Consider the following 13,722-nt stretch of genomic DNA (forward strand, 5'->3'; position numbering starts at 1 on the left):
GCGCACCCCCGCCGGTGTCAGCGGACGTTGAAGTCCTGGTTGGTACCGGGGGCGTTCTTGCCGGCGGCCGTGAGCGTCACGGCGAGCGCGGATCTCGCCGAACGCCCGCTTCGGGGCTGGAGAGCGGGATCAGACCGCATTGTCTGCCTTCCTGCCATGGAGTGGTGGGTTTCTTTTCCTGCGAAGCACGCCCCGCCCGGCAACTGGGGCGGCGGTCTTCGGGTTCGGGCCCTGCGGCTCGGGCTCGGTCAGGCGTCGAACGGGGTGCGGTAGGAGGGCTCGCGCGTGCGTAGGTCGAGCCGCAGGGTGAGCCGGATCGTGGTGGAGGCGGGCAGCTCGACGGTGAGCCAGGGACCGTCGACCGGCGCGGTGGCGGCCGTGGTCTCGGTCGGTTGTCTGTGCCCGTAGTCGTAGAGGTCGCCGACCCAGGACGGGTCTTCGCAGGCGCTGTGGGAAAGCCCGCGGATGGTGTGTTCGGCGAAGGCACCGGCTTGCAGGACCACGGTATGCGCGCATTCGGGGTCGAGGTTGACCAGGTCGACGACGGTGGCCTGCGGGTCGATGCTGGAGACCAGGGCGGCGACCTGCGGCGGCAGGCCGGGGCGGCGCGCGTCGGCGTCGTAGTAGCGCACCCGGGCCTGCTGTAGCCCGCCGTTGTAGATCACCTGCGGGCCGCCCCAGGTCAGCTGGACCAGAGCCTCGGTGACCACCGGGTTCGACTGCTGCCAGACGTGGATGTCGGCCTCGGGCACGTCGAGGTCCCGGTACAGCCGCCCGCGGGCGAGGCGGTGGCGCACCTGCGCCTGCGCGGCGGCCAGGATGCGCTCGGGGTAGCCGGGGTCGTCGCCGGCGAGGAAGGCGAACCAGGGTTCTTCGTGACCCGCCTCCTCCTTGCTGCGGAACGAGCGCACGGTGCGCCAGTCGTGGCCGCTGGCGGCGCGCAGGCGCTCGATGCGTTCGCGATCCGCTTGCGCCGCGCTGTGGTGCCACAGCGCGGTCGGCACTCCCATGAGCATCGGGTTGTAGTCGAACCAGCCGCGGTCGCCGTGGCGGTAGGGCACGTGCAGGGTCGGGGTGCTCACGTCCTCGGCGAGCTGCACGTTCCACTTCGAGCGGATGCTGGAGTCGGCCTCGGTGTAGGCCATGGTCTTGCCGTGCGCGATCAGCTCGTCGAGGGCGGGGCGCACCAGGTCCAGGAAGGAGTCGTCGCCGGTCGCGGCGGCGCCGGCGAGTGCGGCGACGACGGCGGCGTGTCCGATGCTGTACCAGCCGTGCGGCCAGGTCCATCCGTAGTGCCCGCCGTACCAGCGGCCCTCCAGCAGACCGCCGACGGTGCCGTCCGGTGCGACGTTGTCGGGGATGACGCCCCCGTTGGCGGCGGCGCGCCGGCGCCACTCGCCGACGTAGGCGGCGATCCAGTCGCGGTAGCGCTGCTCGCCGGTCAGGATCAGCGCGTTGTGGACCAGTCCGGCGGCGGCGAGGTTGACCGCGGTGTCGCCCACGCCGATCAGGCGGGTCATCTCGGTGCTCAGCCGCGGGTCTTTGGCGCGCTCGGGTTCCGGGGCGCCCGGAGGCAGGATCCAGGGCAGCGGGAAACCGTACATCTCGGCTTCCTTGGGCAGCCAGGGGTAGTTCTCGCCGTCGAAGAGCCCTTCGCGGTCCGGGTCGCTGCCGTTGTGCGGGCGGCGGATGATGCGGTGTTCCGGGTCGTAGTTGCCGTGCGCCGGATCGACGTAGAGCTCTGCGAAACGCAGCGCCCGCTCGCTCCAGCGTCCGGGCGCTGCCATGCACAGGAAGTAGAGCAGCAGCAGGCTCTCGCCCTGGTGGAACCAGTCGTATCCGCGTTCGTACTCGTCCTTGAGCATCCCGAGCTCGGTCAGCTGCCGGGTGACGCCCTCCCAGTGCCGCTCGCTCGCGGCCAGCAGGTCGTCGGCGCCGCCGAGCAGATAGAGCTGGGGCCAGTTGAAGAAGACCTCGTAGAAGTCGTCGACACCGTCGCGGCTGGTGAGCCGGTCCTGGTAGCGCAATCGCCCGTCCGGCTCGGTGAAGTCGCGCTCGAAGCGGCGCCAGGCGTGGTCGAGCAGGTCGAACAGCTGGCGCTGGGCCAGTGCCCAGCCCGGCGGTTCGAGCAGCGGCACCGAGGCCGTGACAGCGGGATGCATCCGGCGGTACTCCTTTTCGGGCGGGGCGCCGCCCGAACCCCTCGGGGCTCGGAGGGTAAGGCGCTGGGGCGCGTGGGCGGTCGTTCGGTGGGCCGGTGGTCAGTCCTTGGTGGAGCCGGCGAGCATGCCGGCGACCAGGTAGCGCTGGGAGAACAGGAAGACGACGAGCACCGGGGTGATCGCCAGCAGCGTGGCCAGCGCCAGCTCCGGGCGCTGCACCGCGAGCGTGCCGACGGTGGGGTTGAACTGCGGCACGTCGTCGAGCAGGGTGCCCAGGCCCACCTGGACCGGGAACTGGTCACTCTGCGGCAGCAGGACGTAGGGCAGGAAGTAGTTGGTCCAGTTGGCCACGAAGCTGAAGAACCCGACCAGCGCGACGATGGGTGCGGCGAGCGGGAGGGCGACGCGGCGGAACGTGCCGAACTCCGAGCAGCCGTCCAGGCGCGCGGCGTCCAGCAGGTCGCGCGGGACCGCGGTGTTGAAGTAGATGTAGGTCAGGTATACGCCGAAGGGGTAGAACGAGTACGGCAGGATGATCGACCACATCGAGCCGATCAGGTGCACCGCGTTGATCTCCAGGAACAGCGGCACCACCAGCGTGGCGTTCGGCATGAGCATCACGACGAGGGTGGCGATCAGCAGCGTGCGCCGGCCGCGGAACTCGGTCATCGCCAGCGCGTAGCCCGCCGGGATCGCGACGCACAGGGTGATCACGAGCGCGAAGAACGAGTAGAGCGCGGAGTTGCGCAGCCACTGGAAGATCGCGTCGCCCTGATACCCGGTCAGCGCGTCCCAGTTGGCCCGCAGCGCGTGCCAGGACCCGAACGAGAGCGGGTTGCCGTGCACGAGCTGGTCGTCGCTCTTGGTGGCCGCCAGCACCAGCCACAGCACCGGCAGCACGAAGAAGACCAGGAACAGCGCGAGCACCGCGGCGGCCAGCGGGTTCGGCAGCCGGCGCGGCGCGGCGCGGCGCGGGTGGACCCGGTCGGCCGGCGCGGAACCCGCCGCTGCGGCGAACGGGGCGGTGGCCGCGCCGCCGCGGGTGTCAGTCGGCATCGAAGAACCCCGATCTGGCCACGAACAGCGCCGCGACGACCAGTCCGATCACCAGCAACTCGACCGAGATCGCGGCGGCGGTGTTCACGTCGTTGTTCTGGAACGCGAAGTCGTAGGACAGCTGGTTGAGCGAGTAGTCCCGGCCGGCCACGCCGACGCTGGCCTGCGCGAGCAGCTGCGGCTCGACGAACAGCTGGGTGCCGCCGGCGAACGCGAGGATCGTCATGTACACGATCCACTTGCGCAGCAACGGGATCTGGATGCGCCGCGCGGTCTGCCACGCTCCCGCTCCGTCGATGCGCGCGGCCTCGATGATGTCGTGCGGGATGTTGTTCAAGGCGCCGAACATCACCACGATCCAGCCGCCCGCGCCGGTCCAGAAGGCGATCAGGGTGAACAGGATCGGCAGGTGCCCCGGGGCGACGACCTGGCCGAAGGTGTCGTAGCCGAGGGCGCGCAGCAGGAAGCTGGCCGGGCTGACCGTCGGGTCGAGCAGGAACAGCCAGACCATCACGCTCGCCGCCCCGGCCAGCGCTCCCGGGATGTAGTACAGGAATCTCAGGGCCTTGCTCACACCGCGGGCCGAGAGCCGGTGCAGCAGCAGGGCGAGCGCGACCACGAACACGACCAGCGACGCCAGCCAGAACACCAGGTACAGGGCCACATGCCCGACCGCCGGCAGGTACCGGAAGTCGCGGGCCGCGGTGGCGAAGTTCGACAGGCCGCTGAAGCGGTTGTCGACGCTGGTGAAGGCGAAGTAGAGCGCGTAGACGGTCGGCACGACGCCGAAGGCGATCAGCAGCAGTACGTAGGCGGCGACGAATCCGTGCCCGGCGCGGCCGGGCCAGGGCGCGCGCCGTGCGGTGCGCGGCGCCCCGGCCCGGCTCGTAGTGGCAGCGCTCACGACGTGCTGACCTGGTATCCGTCGGAGTGTGCGTAGTTGACGATCGCGCTCTGCCAGGCGGGCAGCAGTGAGACCAGGCTCTTGCCCGCGTTCAGGCCCGGGCTGACGGTCGCGGCCCAGATGGCCTCCTGGCTGAACTGGCCGTAGCCCCAGCCGGACCACACCTGGTTGGCCGCCGCCTGCAGGGGCGCGGCGATGTCGCCGGCGTAGTAGCCGGAGCTGGCCTGGCCGGCCAGCCAGGTCTTGGCCGCCGCCGCGAAGGCCGGATAGCCGGGGGCGAGCTTGCCCTGGTAGTCGTCGGCCGTGGTCACCCAGGTCAGGAAGGCGGTGGCGGCCTTCAGGTCCGCGCTGTGCGCGGACAGCAGCCAGGTGCCGCCGCCGACGTTGCCGACCGAGGGCGTGGTGTCGCCGGACCACTGCGGCATCGGCGCGACCGCGACCTGCCCGGCCGGGGTCTTGAAGGTGCCCTGGAAGAGCGCTCCGCCGTACCAGGCCGGGCCGGGCAGCATCAGGATCTTGTCGGCGTTGTTCTTGTCGAAGTCCGAGCTGAACACGCTGCTGAGCGAGATCGTCTTGTTCTTGATCAGGGTGTCCAGCAGCGTCGCCATCTTGGTGCAGTTCGCGCTGGTGGTGTTGACCGTGACCGCCTTCGGCCCGGTGATCTGGTTGGCGCCGCACTTGCCGGCCCACAGGTAGATCTCGGGGGCGAAGGTGTCGCCGGCGTCGCCGACCAGGTAGCCGGGGTGCTCGGTGGCGACCTTCTGGCCCAGCGCCTGGTACTGCTCCCACGTCGTCGGGACCTGATAAGCCCACTGCTTCATCAGCTTCTGGTTGTACCAGAGGACCGTCTGGGACAGGTCGTTGCGCAGACAGTACAGCGTGCCGTTCACGGTGCACGGGTCGTTGGCGCCGGTCGCCCAGCCGGCCAGCGTCGACTGGGGTATCAGCCCCTTGTTCAGTGGTGCGGTGAACCCGGCCGGCACCGCCCAGGACGTCTCGTTGTTCTGTGAGCTGAAGACCACGTCCGGCCAGCCGCCGCGGGTCCGGTTGAACAGGCTCACCTTGGTCTGCAGGTAGTTCGAGCCGTTGGCGTCCCCGTCGTAGGTGACGATGTCCATCTTCACCTCAGGGTGCTGCTTTTGGTAGAGCTGAGCGGCGGCCAGCCGGGTCGAGTCGACCCACACGGTCAGCGTCCCGCCGGTCTGCGCCGCCGGTTTGAAGCCGTTCGCGGCGCCCGAGCCGCCGCCGCTGTTGCCGTTACCGCCGCACGCCGCGACGGCGGCCAGGGCCAGGACGCTTCCGGCGGCCAGGACGCCCGCACGGCGGCCCCTGCCTCGTGCCACCGCGCCGACGGCGCTGAACTTCGCTTTCATGAGCACTCCACTGCGTTGTGGGACCGCCGGCCGAAGGCCCGGCGGATGAGAGCGTCGAGAATGTGCGTGACTCATGCGGCACCGCGTCACGCGGCGAGCCGTTCTCTGCGCGCCGACTGAGCTGTTTGCGGACTGCGCGGACGAGCCGGACGCCTCGACCACTCATAAGAGCGGCCCCGCCAGGGGTGAGTCAAGATGATGAGCATGCCTATTTTCAAGATTCTTTAGTGGTGGGATCGTACTGGCGCGCCTTTTACGCCGGATCATGCCGCTATGTCATGCCCGAAGTAGGTTATGAGTAGTACTTATCTGTGCGACAGGCCAGCGCACATGTATGCTCACCCCGACCAAGCCGATGGGCCATACTTTCGGTGTGGCACGTGATGAAGGAGGCAGGCCGGTGGATGGCACGCACGTACTGCCGACGGTTGCCCCGCCGGTGGCGCGAGAGCCGCACGCCGCGCCGGTGCCCGGTGCTTATCGTCCCGGGTACGAGCTGGTGGCCGAGCAGATCCTGGAGCTGATCGCGCAGTCCCAGCTGCGGCCCGGTGACCGGATGCCGACCGAGAACGAGCTGGCCGCGCGCCTGGGCACGAGCCGGACCGTGGTGCGCGAGGCCGTGAAGATCCTCTCCGCGATCGGCCGGGTGCGCGCGCAGAAGGGCCGTGGGCTGTACGTCGCCGACGACGAGGGGATGCTCGGGTCCTCGCGGTGGGGCGGGTTCTTCCTGCCCACAGACCTCGACCACGTATACATGCTCTTCGAGTTCCGCAGGGTGCAGGAGACCGCGGCCAGCCGCCTTGCCGCGACGCGTGCCACGCCGGCCGAACTGCGCGCGATCGAGGCCGCCGCCGAACTGTGCCGCGAGGGTCATGTGACCGGGCAGGTGGCGCTGTTCGATCGCGGTGACGACGACTTCCACCTCGGGATCGCCGCCGCCTCGCACAATCCGTTCCTGGTCACCGCGGTGCGCGAGGCCCGCCGGCTGCAACACCAGTCCAGCACCATCGGGCTGCACGGCACCACCGGCGGCCACGCCGACGGCGCGGTCGCGGAACACGCGGTCATCTACCAGGCGATCCGCGACGGCGATCCGGAGGCCGCGGCCCGCGCCGCCGCGGTGCACCTGGACAACACCCTCGACGACTACCGCCGCGAGATCCAGCGCCGCCTCTTCGGCTGACGCGCGCGCGAAACCATGCCACCGGCGTCGCCTGCCATGGACGACGCTTGCCACCGACGACCTGACCTGCCACCCGGCCCAACGTGCCACCCGAACTCCGCTCCCGGGCGCGCCCGCGGCGCGACCGTACAGGAGCCTTATATGGAGCCGACCCGGCCTGTCCGAGGCCAGGACGCCGACGCGCTCGCCCGGCTGCACGCCGCGGGCGTCGTGCCGGTGATCGTGATCGATGACGTCGCGGCGGCCCGGCCGCTCGCCGACCTGCTCGCCGGCGCGGGTCTCGACTGCGTGGAGATCACGCTGCGCACCGAGGCGGCGCCCTCCGCGCTGCGGGCCGTCGCCGAACGCGGCGATCTGCTGGTCGGCGCCGGAACCGTGCTGGAACCCGACGACGTCGAACGCTGCGTCGACGCGGGCGCGCGCTTCATCGTCTCCCCGGGCTTGGACCCGCAGGTCGTCGAGCGCTGTCAAAGCCTCGGGGTGACCGTGCTGCCGGGGGTCGCGACCGCGAGCGAGCTGCTGTGCGCCCGTCGCCGCGGCCTGCGGGCGGTGAAGTTCTTTCCCGCCGAGCCGGCCGGCGGCCTGCCCGCGCTCACCGCGCTGGCCGCGGCCGTGCCGGACCTGCGCTTCATGCCGACCGGGGGAGTGGGGCCCGACAACCTGCGCCGCTATTTGCGCGAACCCGCGGTGCTGGCCGTCGGCGGCAGTTGGATGGCTCCCCGGGATCTGCTCGCGGCGCGCGACTGGAGCGAGATCGGCGCGCGCTGCGCCCACGCCGCCGGCGTAGCGGCCGAGTCGGGTTCGCGGGCCGGATGAGCGGCTCACGCGCGCCCGCGCTGGTCACCCTCGGGGAGAGCATGGGCTTGATCACCGCGGTCGAGACCGGGCCGCTGGAATTCGCCCGTTCCTTCAGCTACGGAATCGGCGGAGCGGAGAGCAACGTGGCCATCGGTGTCGCCCGGTTGGGCCACGCGGCCACCTGGATCGGGCGCGTGGGCCGCGACGCGACGGGCGACATGATCGAGCGCCGTCTGCTCGGCGAGCAGGTGCGCGCCCTCGTCGTGCGCGACGACGGCTTCACCGGGCTGATGGTCAAACACCGCCGGTTCGGTACCGCGCTCTCGGTCGACTATCACCGTGCCGGAAGCGCCGGCTCGCGCATCTCCCGCGCCGACCTGCCGCCCGGCTGCATTGAGGAAGCTGCGATACTCCACGTCACCGGCATCACCCCGGCCTTGTCCGACTCGGCGAGCGACACGGTCTTCCACGCCGTCGAGCGGGCGCGCGCGGGCGGCGTGACGGTCAGCGTCGATGTGAACTACCGCGCGAAACTGTGGCCCGCGGCGGTGGCGCGCCCCGTGCTGCTGCGGCTCGTGGCCCAGGCCGACCTGGTGTTCGCGGGCGTCGCGGAGGCGTGCCTGCTGCTCGACGCGGTGGATCGCCCGCCGATCGACGAGCTGGCCCGTGCCGTGTCGGCGTTGGGGCCGCACCAGGTCGTCATCAAGGACGCGGAACGCGGGTGCGCCGCGCTCGTCGACGGCAGCGCCTACCGGCTTCCCGCGCTGCCCGTCAGCGTGGTCGACCCCGTCGGCGCCGGGGACGCGTTCGTCGCCGGCTACATCGCCGAGCATCTGGCGGGCAAGCCCGCTGCGCAGCGGCTGCACACGGCGACGGCCGCAGGCGCTTTCGCGGTCAGCGTGCCAGGGGATTGCGAAGGGTTGCCGCGCCGCGCGGATCTGAACACCCTGATCGCTTACGAAGACGTGGCGAGATGAGGCGTCCCCCGGCCGGCATCGCAGCCGACCGGGGGACGTTTCAGCCGTGGTGGCGCCGCGGCCTCATCCGACGCCGGTTCTCAAACACGGCCTGGTTTTTCGACCCGGCCTAGCCGAGGGTCCATTGCTGGTTGCTGCCGCCGTTGCAGGTCCACAGTTCGACCAGGGCGCCGTTCGCCGTGGAGGCTCCGGTCACGTCCAGGCAGAGCCCTGACTGCACACCGGTGACGGTGCCGTTGGAGTTGAGGTTCCACTGCTGGTTGGTCTGGCCGTTGCAGGAGTAGACGATCACCTTCGTGCCCGCGGTGGTGCCCTTGCCGTTCGCGTCCAGGCACAGGGTGCTGCCGCCCACGCTGAGGGTCAGCTCGTTGGAGGAGTTGTGCGTCCAGGTCTGGTTCGCGGCGCCGTTGCAGGTGTAGATCTGCTGCTGGGTGCCCAGCGTCGTGGTGCTGTTCGGGTCGTCCAGGCACTTGCCCGCACCCACCGCGTGCAACGCACCCGTGCTGCCACCGGTGCTGCCGCCACTGCCGCCGTACCCGGCCGCGGTGACGCTGGCCTGCACCGCGTTCTCGGTCGCGTCGGAGGGGTAGCCGGCCGTGACGGCGCCTTCGAAGAACTCTCCGACGCCGCTGTTGCTGTTGTCACCGCCGGTGCCGAGCAGGATCGAGGAATCCGTCTTCATCGGCGAATAGCCGTTGGGTAACGGCCCGGAGAAGCCGGTGGTCAGCCCGCCGCTGGCGGCGTTGCCGTATTTGAGGGTGAAGTTGCTGGTGCCGTTGTTCTTCTCCATCGCGGTGACGAACGAGAAGTGCACGCCCTGGTAGCTCGACGGGTTCGGCCCGGTGTTGGAGCTGTACATGCCGTTCTCCAGGTCCGCCTCGACCCAGGGCCCGCTGCCGGAGCAGCCGCCGAACCAGCACGCGGTGCCCCACTCGATGGCGTTCATGGTGGCGTTGCCGGTGTCGGTGTGGGAGTTCTCCCCGCTGCCGTAGTCGAAGCAGCACCACTGGTCCACGTCGTTCGACGATGTGATCATGTAGACGCCCTCGGGCTGCGAGCCGGTCGGCACGGCCTTCGCGTTGTCGACGCGGTAGCCCACGCCCTGGGTGACCTTGACCCCGTAGGCCTTCTGCCCGCCGATGGTCAGCGGCAGCGCCGTCGCGTTCGCGCCGATGTCCGAGCCGTTGGGTCCGGGGCCCTTCCAGTAGCCGCCCCAGGAGATCGGCAGGTCGTTGTGGTTCGCCGTCTGGTCGTAGATCTTCGTGATCGTGCACGACGTGCCGGCGCAGAACGAGTCCTGCGCCGCGGCGTTGGCCACTCCGCCGGCGGCCAGGGTATTGATGTTCAGGTAGCTGCTGTCCGAGGCGCGTTTCACCTGGTACAGCGGGCCGTTGTAGGACGCGAACAGGGCGCGGGTCGTGCTGTGCGCGGTTTCGCACGGCGTGCCGCCCGCCGCGTAGATGTCGCAAGGCAGCGAGCTGGCCGCCGTGGCCGTCGTCGCGCCGAGCGTCGGCACGGCGATCGCCATGGCCAGCAGCGAGGCGGCCAGCAGCCGTATTCGACGCCTGCCGATGGTTATCGAGGGCATCAAGACCTCCGTCTTCGTCGAGGGTTGCCTGTGATGGATGGGGAGATGGTCTCGGTGGCGCTGCGAGGCACCACCGGTCGCTACCGGTGCAGCGCGTGAACGCGACGGCGCCCGTGCCGCATGTCCGGCGGGTACGCGGGTCGTCGTGGCGGCGGCACAGGACGGTACTCGGCCCAGGCTGCCGGACCCGGACCGAGTACCGCGTCTCAGTGTTCGATGTAGTGGATGTGTCGAACCGATTCATCGGGTCGGTCCGACGGGATGGTATGGCCGTTCGCTAAGGCGGTCAACGAAATGATTCGCATTCACTTCGGCGGGCGTGACGGTGTATGGATCACCTCGTCGACGCTCGGGCCTTGGGCTGCGGCTGTCCCGGCGCTCGCGGGACGCTCTTGAGCACACCGGCCGCGCGGTCTCGGCGCGTGATCACAGCGCGGTTCGGGCCGCATGTAAGTTTCCAGTATTGGTCTGACCTATCTGGCAGACTGCTGCCACAACAATCGGCATATGTGGGACAGCCCGGGCTCGTCGCGCTGAACCGCTCGGTGCGCTCGTGCGTGGGCGGTATGCCGACGTATGCTGCCGATCCGCCCGAGCGTTCGGGTCAGCGGATCGCCGCCGTTGTCACAGAACAGCGAGCTTTCGACAGCAACAGAACGCATTCGAACAGCAAATCCGACGTCTGCCGACATCTTGACACATCAGCCGAGGGTGGGTTACCAACTCTTCACAACCTCGCTGCGGATCGGGTGCCGGCCCGGCCGGGCGGGCTTCACGCGACATCACGGGCTGTCGTGTGCATTTCCGCGCACCCCTGGCTCTTGTACGTCACCGCGCCCGCCGAGCGGATCCACAAGGCATGTTCGTGTGCTGCACCCGGCCGACACAGTCGCCACGACCAGGAAGAGCGCGACCGTCAGGGGCCTGCCGGGCCCGCGCCGGCCGCGGCGGGCCGGCGCGGGTACGCCCCTGTCCAGCGAAAGGGAACCCTCGTGTCAGGAATCAGCCGATTGATTCGGCGACTACGAACCACAGCGGCCGTCCTCACCGGCGCCGCGCTGGCCGCGGCCGGAATGGTGGCCGTCGCAGGACCCGCTCACGCGGCGACGTCGATCACGCTCAACGGTTCGTCCGGCGGGCGCACGTTCGACGGGGTCGGCGCGATCAGCGGCGGCGGCGGCAACAGCAGACTGTTGATCGACTATCCGGAGCCGGCGCGTTCGCAGATCCTCGATTACCTGTTCAAGCCCGGCTACGGGGCGGCGACGCAGATCCTGAAGATCGAGATCGGCGGCGACACCAACTCCACCTCGGGGGCGGAGCCGAGCATCGAGCACACCCGCGGCGCGGTGAACTGCAACGTCGGCTACGAGTTCTGGCTGGCCGAGCAGGCCAAGGCGCGCAACCCGAACATCAAGCTCTACGGGCTGGCCTGGGGCGCCCCGGGGTGGATCGGCGGCGGCAACTTCTGGTCCACCGACATGGTCAACTACCTGGTCTCCTGGCTCGGCTGCGCCAAGGCGAACGGGTTGACCATCGACTATCTGGGCGGCTGGAACGAGCGCGGCTACAACATCTCCTGGTACGAGCAGCTTCGCAGCGCACTGAACTCGAACGGCTACTCCTCGGTGCAGGTGGTGGGCGCGGACTCGGACTGGACGATCGCGAACGACATCGACCGCAACTCCTCGTTCGCCTCCGCGGTGAACATCCTCGGCGCGCACTATCCGTGCGGGTACCTGACGGCGGAGAGCAACTGCTCGGTGCCGTCGGCGGCCACGTCGTCGGGCAAGCAGCTGTGGGCGAGCGAGAACGGGTCTCAGGATTACAACGGCGGTGCGGCCGCCACGGCGCGCGGCATCAACCGCGGGTACATCGACGGGAAGATGACCGCGTACATCAACTGGCCGGTGGTCGCGGCGATCACCCCGAACCTGCCGTGGGCGACCACGGGTCTCGTGCTCTCGCCGCAACCCTGGTCCGGGTACTACTCGGTGGGTAAGAGCGCGTGGGTGATGGCGCAGACCACGCAGTTCACCCAGCCCGGATGGCACTATCTGGACGCCTCCAGCGGCTACATCGGGGGCAACCGCAACAACGGCAGTTACGTGACGCTCAAGTCGACGAACAACAGCGACTACTCCACGGTGATCGAGACGATGGACGCGTCCAGCGCCCAGACGCTGAACTTCAACGTCACCGGCGGCCTGTCCACCGGCGCGGTGCACGTCTGGTCCACCAACGTGCGGTCGAACAGCTCGTCCGACTACTTCGTGCACGCCACCGACATCACCCCGTCCGGCGGCAACTTCAGCCTGACGGTGCAGCCGGGCTACGTCTACACGATCACCACGACCACCGGCCAGGGTAAGGGCACTGCGACCAGCGGCGGGCAGGGCGCGATGAGCCAGCCCTACAGCGACTCCTTCGACGGTTACACCCTCGGCAGCGAGGCCAAGTACCTGATGGACTGGCAGGGTGCGTTCGAGGTGGCCGGCTGCGGCGGCGGGCGCAGCGGGCAGTGCGTGCGGCAGATGAGCGCGCAGGCCCCGATCACCTGGGACACGCTGTCGGATCCGCACGCCCTGCTGGGCGACACCGGGTGGAGCAACTACACCGTCTCCTCCGACGTGATGCTGGAGAAGTCCGGTTACGCCGAGTTGATCGGGCGTGCGGGCAGCCAGACCTACGGCGGCGCCGGCGGCTTGAACGCCTACCACTTCCGGGTGAGCGACAGCGGCGCCTGGTCGATTCTGAGCTCGAACACCAGCAACAACTACTCAACCCTGACCGGCGGCAACACCGCCGCGCTCGGCACCGGCCGCTGGCACACCCTCGCGCTGACCTTCTCGGGCAGCACGATCACCGCCAAGCTCGACGGCGCGACGCTCGGCACCGCCAACAACTCCACCTGGTCGACCGGACAGGTCGGCTACGCCACCAGCCAGGGCGAGACCGCTCAGTTCGACAACCTGTACGTGGGGAACGGCGCCAGCGTCAACACGGTGACGGTCACCAATCCCGGTGCCCAGACCGGGACGGTGGGCACCGCGGTCAGCGGCGTGCAGATCCACGCCACCGATTCGGCGTCGGGTCAGACGTTGACCTACAGCGCGTCGGGGCTTCCGGCCGGGTTGTCGATCAGTTCGTCGTCGGGTCTGATCTCCGGCACGCCGACCACCGCCGGCTCCTACGGCGTGACGGTGACGGCGAAGGACTCGACCGGCGTGTCCGGCTCGGCGAACTTCACGTGGACGGTCGGGACCGGTAGCAGCGGGAACACGGTGACGGTCACCAATCCGGGTGCGCAGAGCGGGACGGTGGGCACCGCGATCAGTGGTGTGCAGGTTCAGGCTGCTGATTCCGGGTCGGGTCAGTCGTTGGCGTACAGCGCGTCGGGTCTTCCGGCGGGGTTGTCGATCTCCTCTTCGGGTCTGATTTCGGGTACGCCGACCGCGTCGGGCACGTTCAACGTGACCGTCACGGCGACCGACTCCACCAGCGCGTCCGGGTCCGCGTCGTTCACCTGGACGATTTCCGGCGGCACGGGTGGCGGGACGTGTCAGGTCTCGTACGTGAAGAACGAGTGGGGCGGTGGGTTCACCGCGAACGTGACGGTGACCAACACGGGTACCTCGACGGTGAACGGCTGGACGGTGACCTGGAGTTTCCCGGGTGACC

General features: G+C 69.6%; 9 protein-coding genes. 4 read left to right on the plus strand and 5 right to left on the minus strand.

Going from position 1 to position 13,722, the window contains the following annotated elements; translation table 11 throughout:
• Positions 1–248: 248 nt before the first annotated feature.
• The 4 genes from KGA66_RS24740 to KGA66_RS24755 form a co-directional block, all read right to left on the minus strand.
• On the minus strand, positions 249–2,162 hold the full coding sequence (locus tag KGA66_RS24740) for a DUF8034 domain-containing protein (protein ID WP_211471192.1): 1,914 nt from the start codon (positions 2,160–2,162) through the stop codon (positions 249–251).
• A gap of 99 nt (positions 2,163–2,261) precedes the next feature.
• Positions 2,262–3,218, minus strand: a complete 957-nt coding sequence (locus KGA66_RS24745; protein WP_211471194.1) for a carbohydrate ABC transporter permease — start codon at positions 3,216–3,218, stop codon at positions 2,262–2,264.
• Positions 3,208–4,122: a carbohydrate ABC transporter permease gene (locus tag KGA66_RS31870; RefSeq protein ID WP_211471196.1), complete on the minus strand. Its 915-nt coding sequence runs from the start codon at positions 4,120–4,122 to the stop codon at positions 3,208–3,210. The genes KGA66_RS24745 and KGA66_RS31870 overlap by 11 nt, the downstream gene beginning before the upstream one ends.
• Complete coding sequence (locus tag KGA66_RS24755) at positions 4,119–5,495, minus strand: ABC transporter substrate-binding protein (protein ID WP_211471198.1); 1,377 nt, start codon at positions 5,493–5,495, stop codon at positions 4,119–4,121. Before KGA66_RS24755 ends, KGA66_RS31870 begins: the two co-directional genes overlap by 4 nt.
• Positions 5,496–5,994: 499 nt before the next feature.
• Here KGA66_RS24755 and KGA66_RS24760 point away from each other — a divergent pair, with 499 nt between their 5' ends.
• The 3 genes from KGA66_RS24760 to KGA66_RS24770 all read left to right on the plus strand — a co-directional run bounded on the left by KGA66_RS24760 (position 5,995) and on the right by KGA66_RS24770 (position 8,453).
• Positions 5,995–6,678, plus strand: a complete 684-nt coding sequence (locus KGA66_RS24760) for a FadR/GntR family transcriptional regulator (protein WP_369015957.1) — start codon at positions 5,995–5,997, stop codon at positions 6,676–6,678.
• A 141-nt stretch (positions 6,679–6,819) separates the two neighbouring features.
• Complete coding sequence (eda, locus tag KGA66_RS24765) at positions 6,820–7,494, plus strand: bifunctional 4-hydroxy-2-oxoglutarate aldolase/2-dehydro-3-deoxy-phosphogluconate aldolase (RefSeq protein ID WP_211471200.1); 675 nt, start codon at positions 6,820–6,822, stop codon at positions 7,492–7,494.
• The gene (locus KGA66_RS24770) at positions 7,491–8,453 is read left to right on the plus strand and encodes a sugar kinase (RefSeq protein WP_211471202.1); all 963 of its coding nucleotides are present in this window, start codon (positions 7,491–7,493) and stop codon (positions 8,451–8,453) included. Before eda ends, KGA66_RS24770 begins: the two co-directional genes overlap by 4 nt.
• Positions 8,454–8,562: 109 nt before the next feature.
• Here the strand turns inward: KGA66_RS24770 and KGA66_RS24775 are convergent, their stop codons facing one another.
• On the minus strand, positions 8,563–10,041 hold the full coding sequence (locus KGA66_RS24775) for an arabinofuranosidase catalytic domain-containing protein (protein ID WP_211471204.1): 1,479 nt from the start codon (positions 10,039–10,041) through the stop codon (positions 8,563–8,565).
• A 992-nt stretch (positions 10,042–11,033) separates the two neighbouring features.
• Between KGA66_RS24775 and KGA66_RS24780 the strand changes: the two genes are divergently transcribed.
• Positions 11,034–13,722, plus strand: a 2,689-nt coding sequence (locus KGA66_RS24780; RefSeq protein ID WP_312887061.1) for a putative Ig domain-containing protein, incomplete at its 3' end; no start/stop codon positions are given.

The sequence above is a fragment of the Actinocrinis puniceicyclus genome (assembly GCF_018283645.1).
In the GTDB taxonomy this organism is placed as follows: Bacteria; Actinomycetota; Actinomycetes; order Streptomycetales; family Catenulisporaceae; genus Actinocrinis; species Actinocrinis puniceicyclus.

Bases quoted from the DNA above. Each gene is read 5' to 3' on its own strand.
- eda (WP_211471200.1), top strand. From the start codon at position 6,820: ATGGAGCCGACCCGGCCTGTCCGAGGCCAGGACGCCGACGCGCTCGCC.
- KGA66_RS24745 (WP_211471194.1), bottom strand. From the start codon at position 3,218: ATGCCGACTGACACCCGCGGCGGCGCGGCCACCGCCCCGTTCGCCGCA.
- KGA66_RS24770 (WP_211471202.1), top strand. From the start codon at position 7,491: ATGAGCGGCTCACGCGCGCCCGCGCTGGTCACCCTCGGGGAGAGCATG.
- KGA66_RS24755 (WP_211471198.1), bottom strand. From the start codon at position 5,495: ATGAAAGCGAAGTTCAGCGCCGTCGGCGCGGTGGCACGAGGCAGGGGC.
- KGA66_RS24775 (WP_211471204.1), bottom strand. From the start codon at position 10,041: ATGCCCTCGATAACCATCGGCAGGCGTCGAATACGGCTGCTGGCCGCC.
- KGA66_RS24740 (WP_211471192.1), bottom strand. From the start codon at position 2,162: ATGCATCCCGCTGTCACGGCCTCGGTGCCGCTGCTCGAACCGCCGGGC.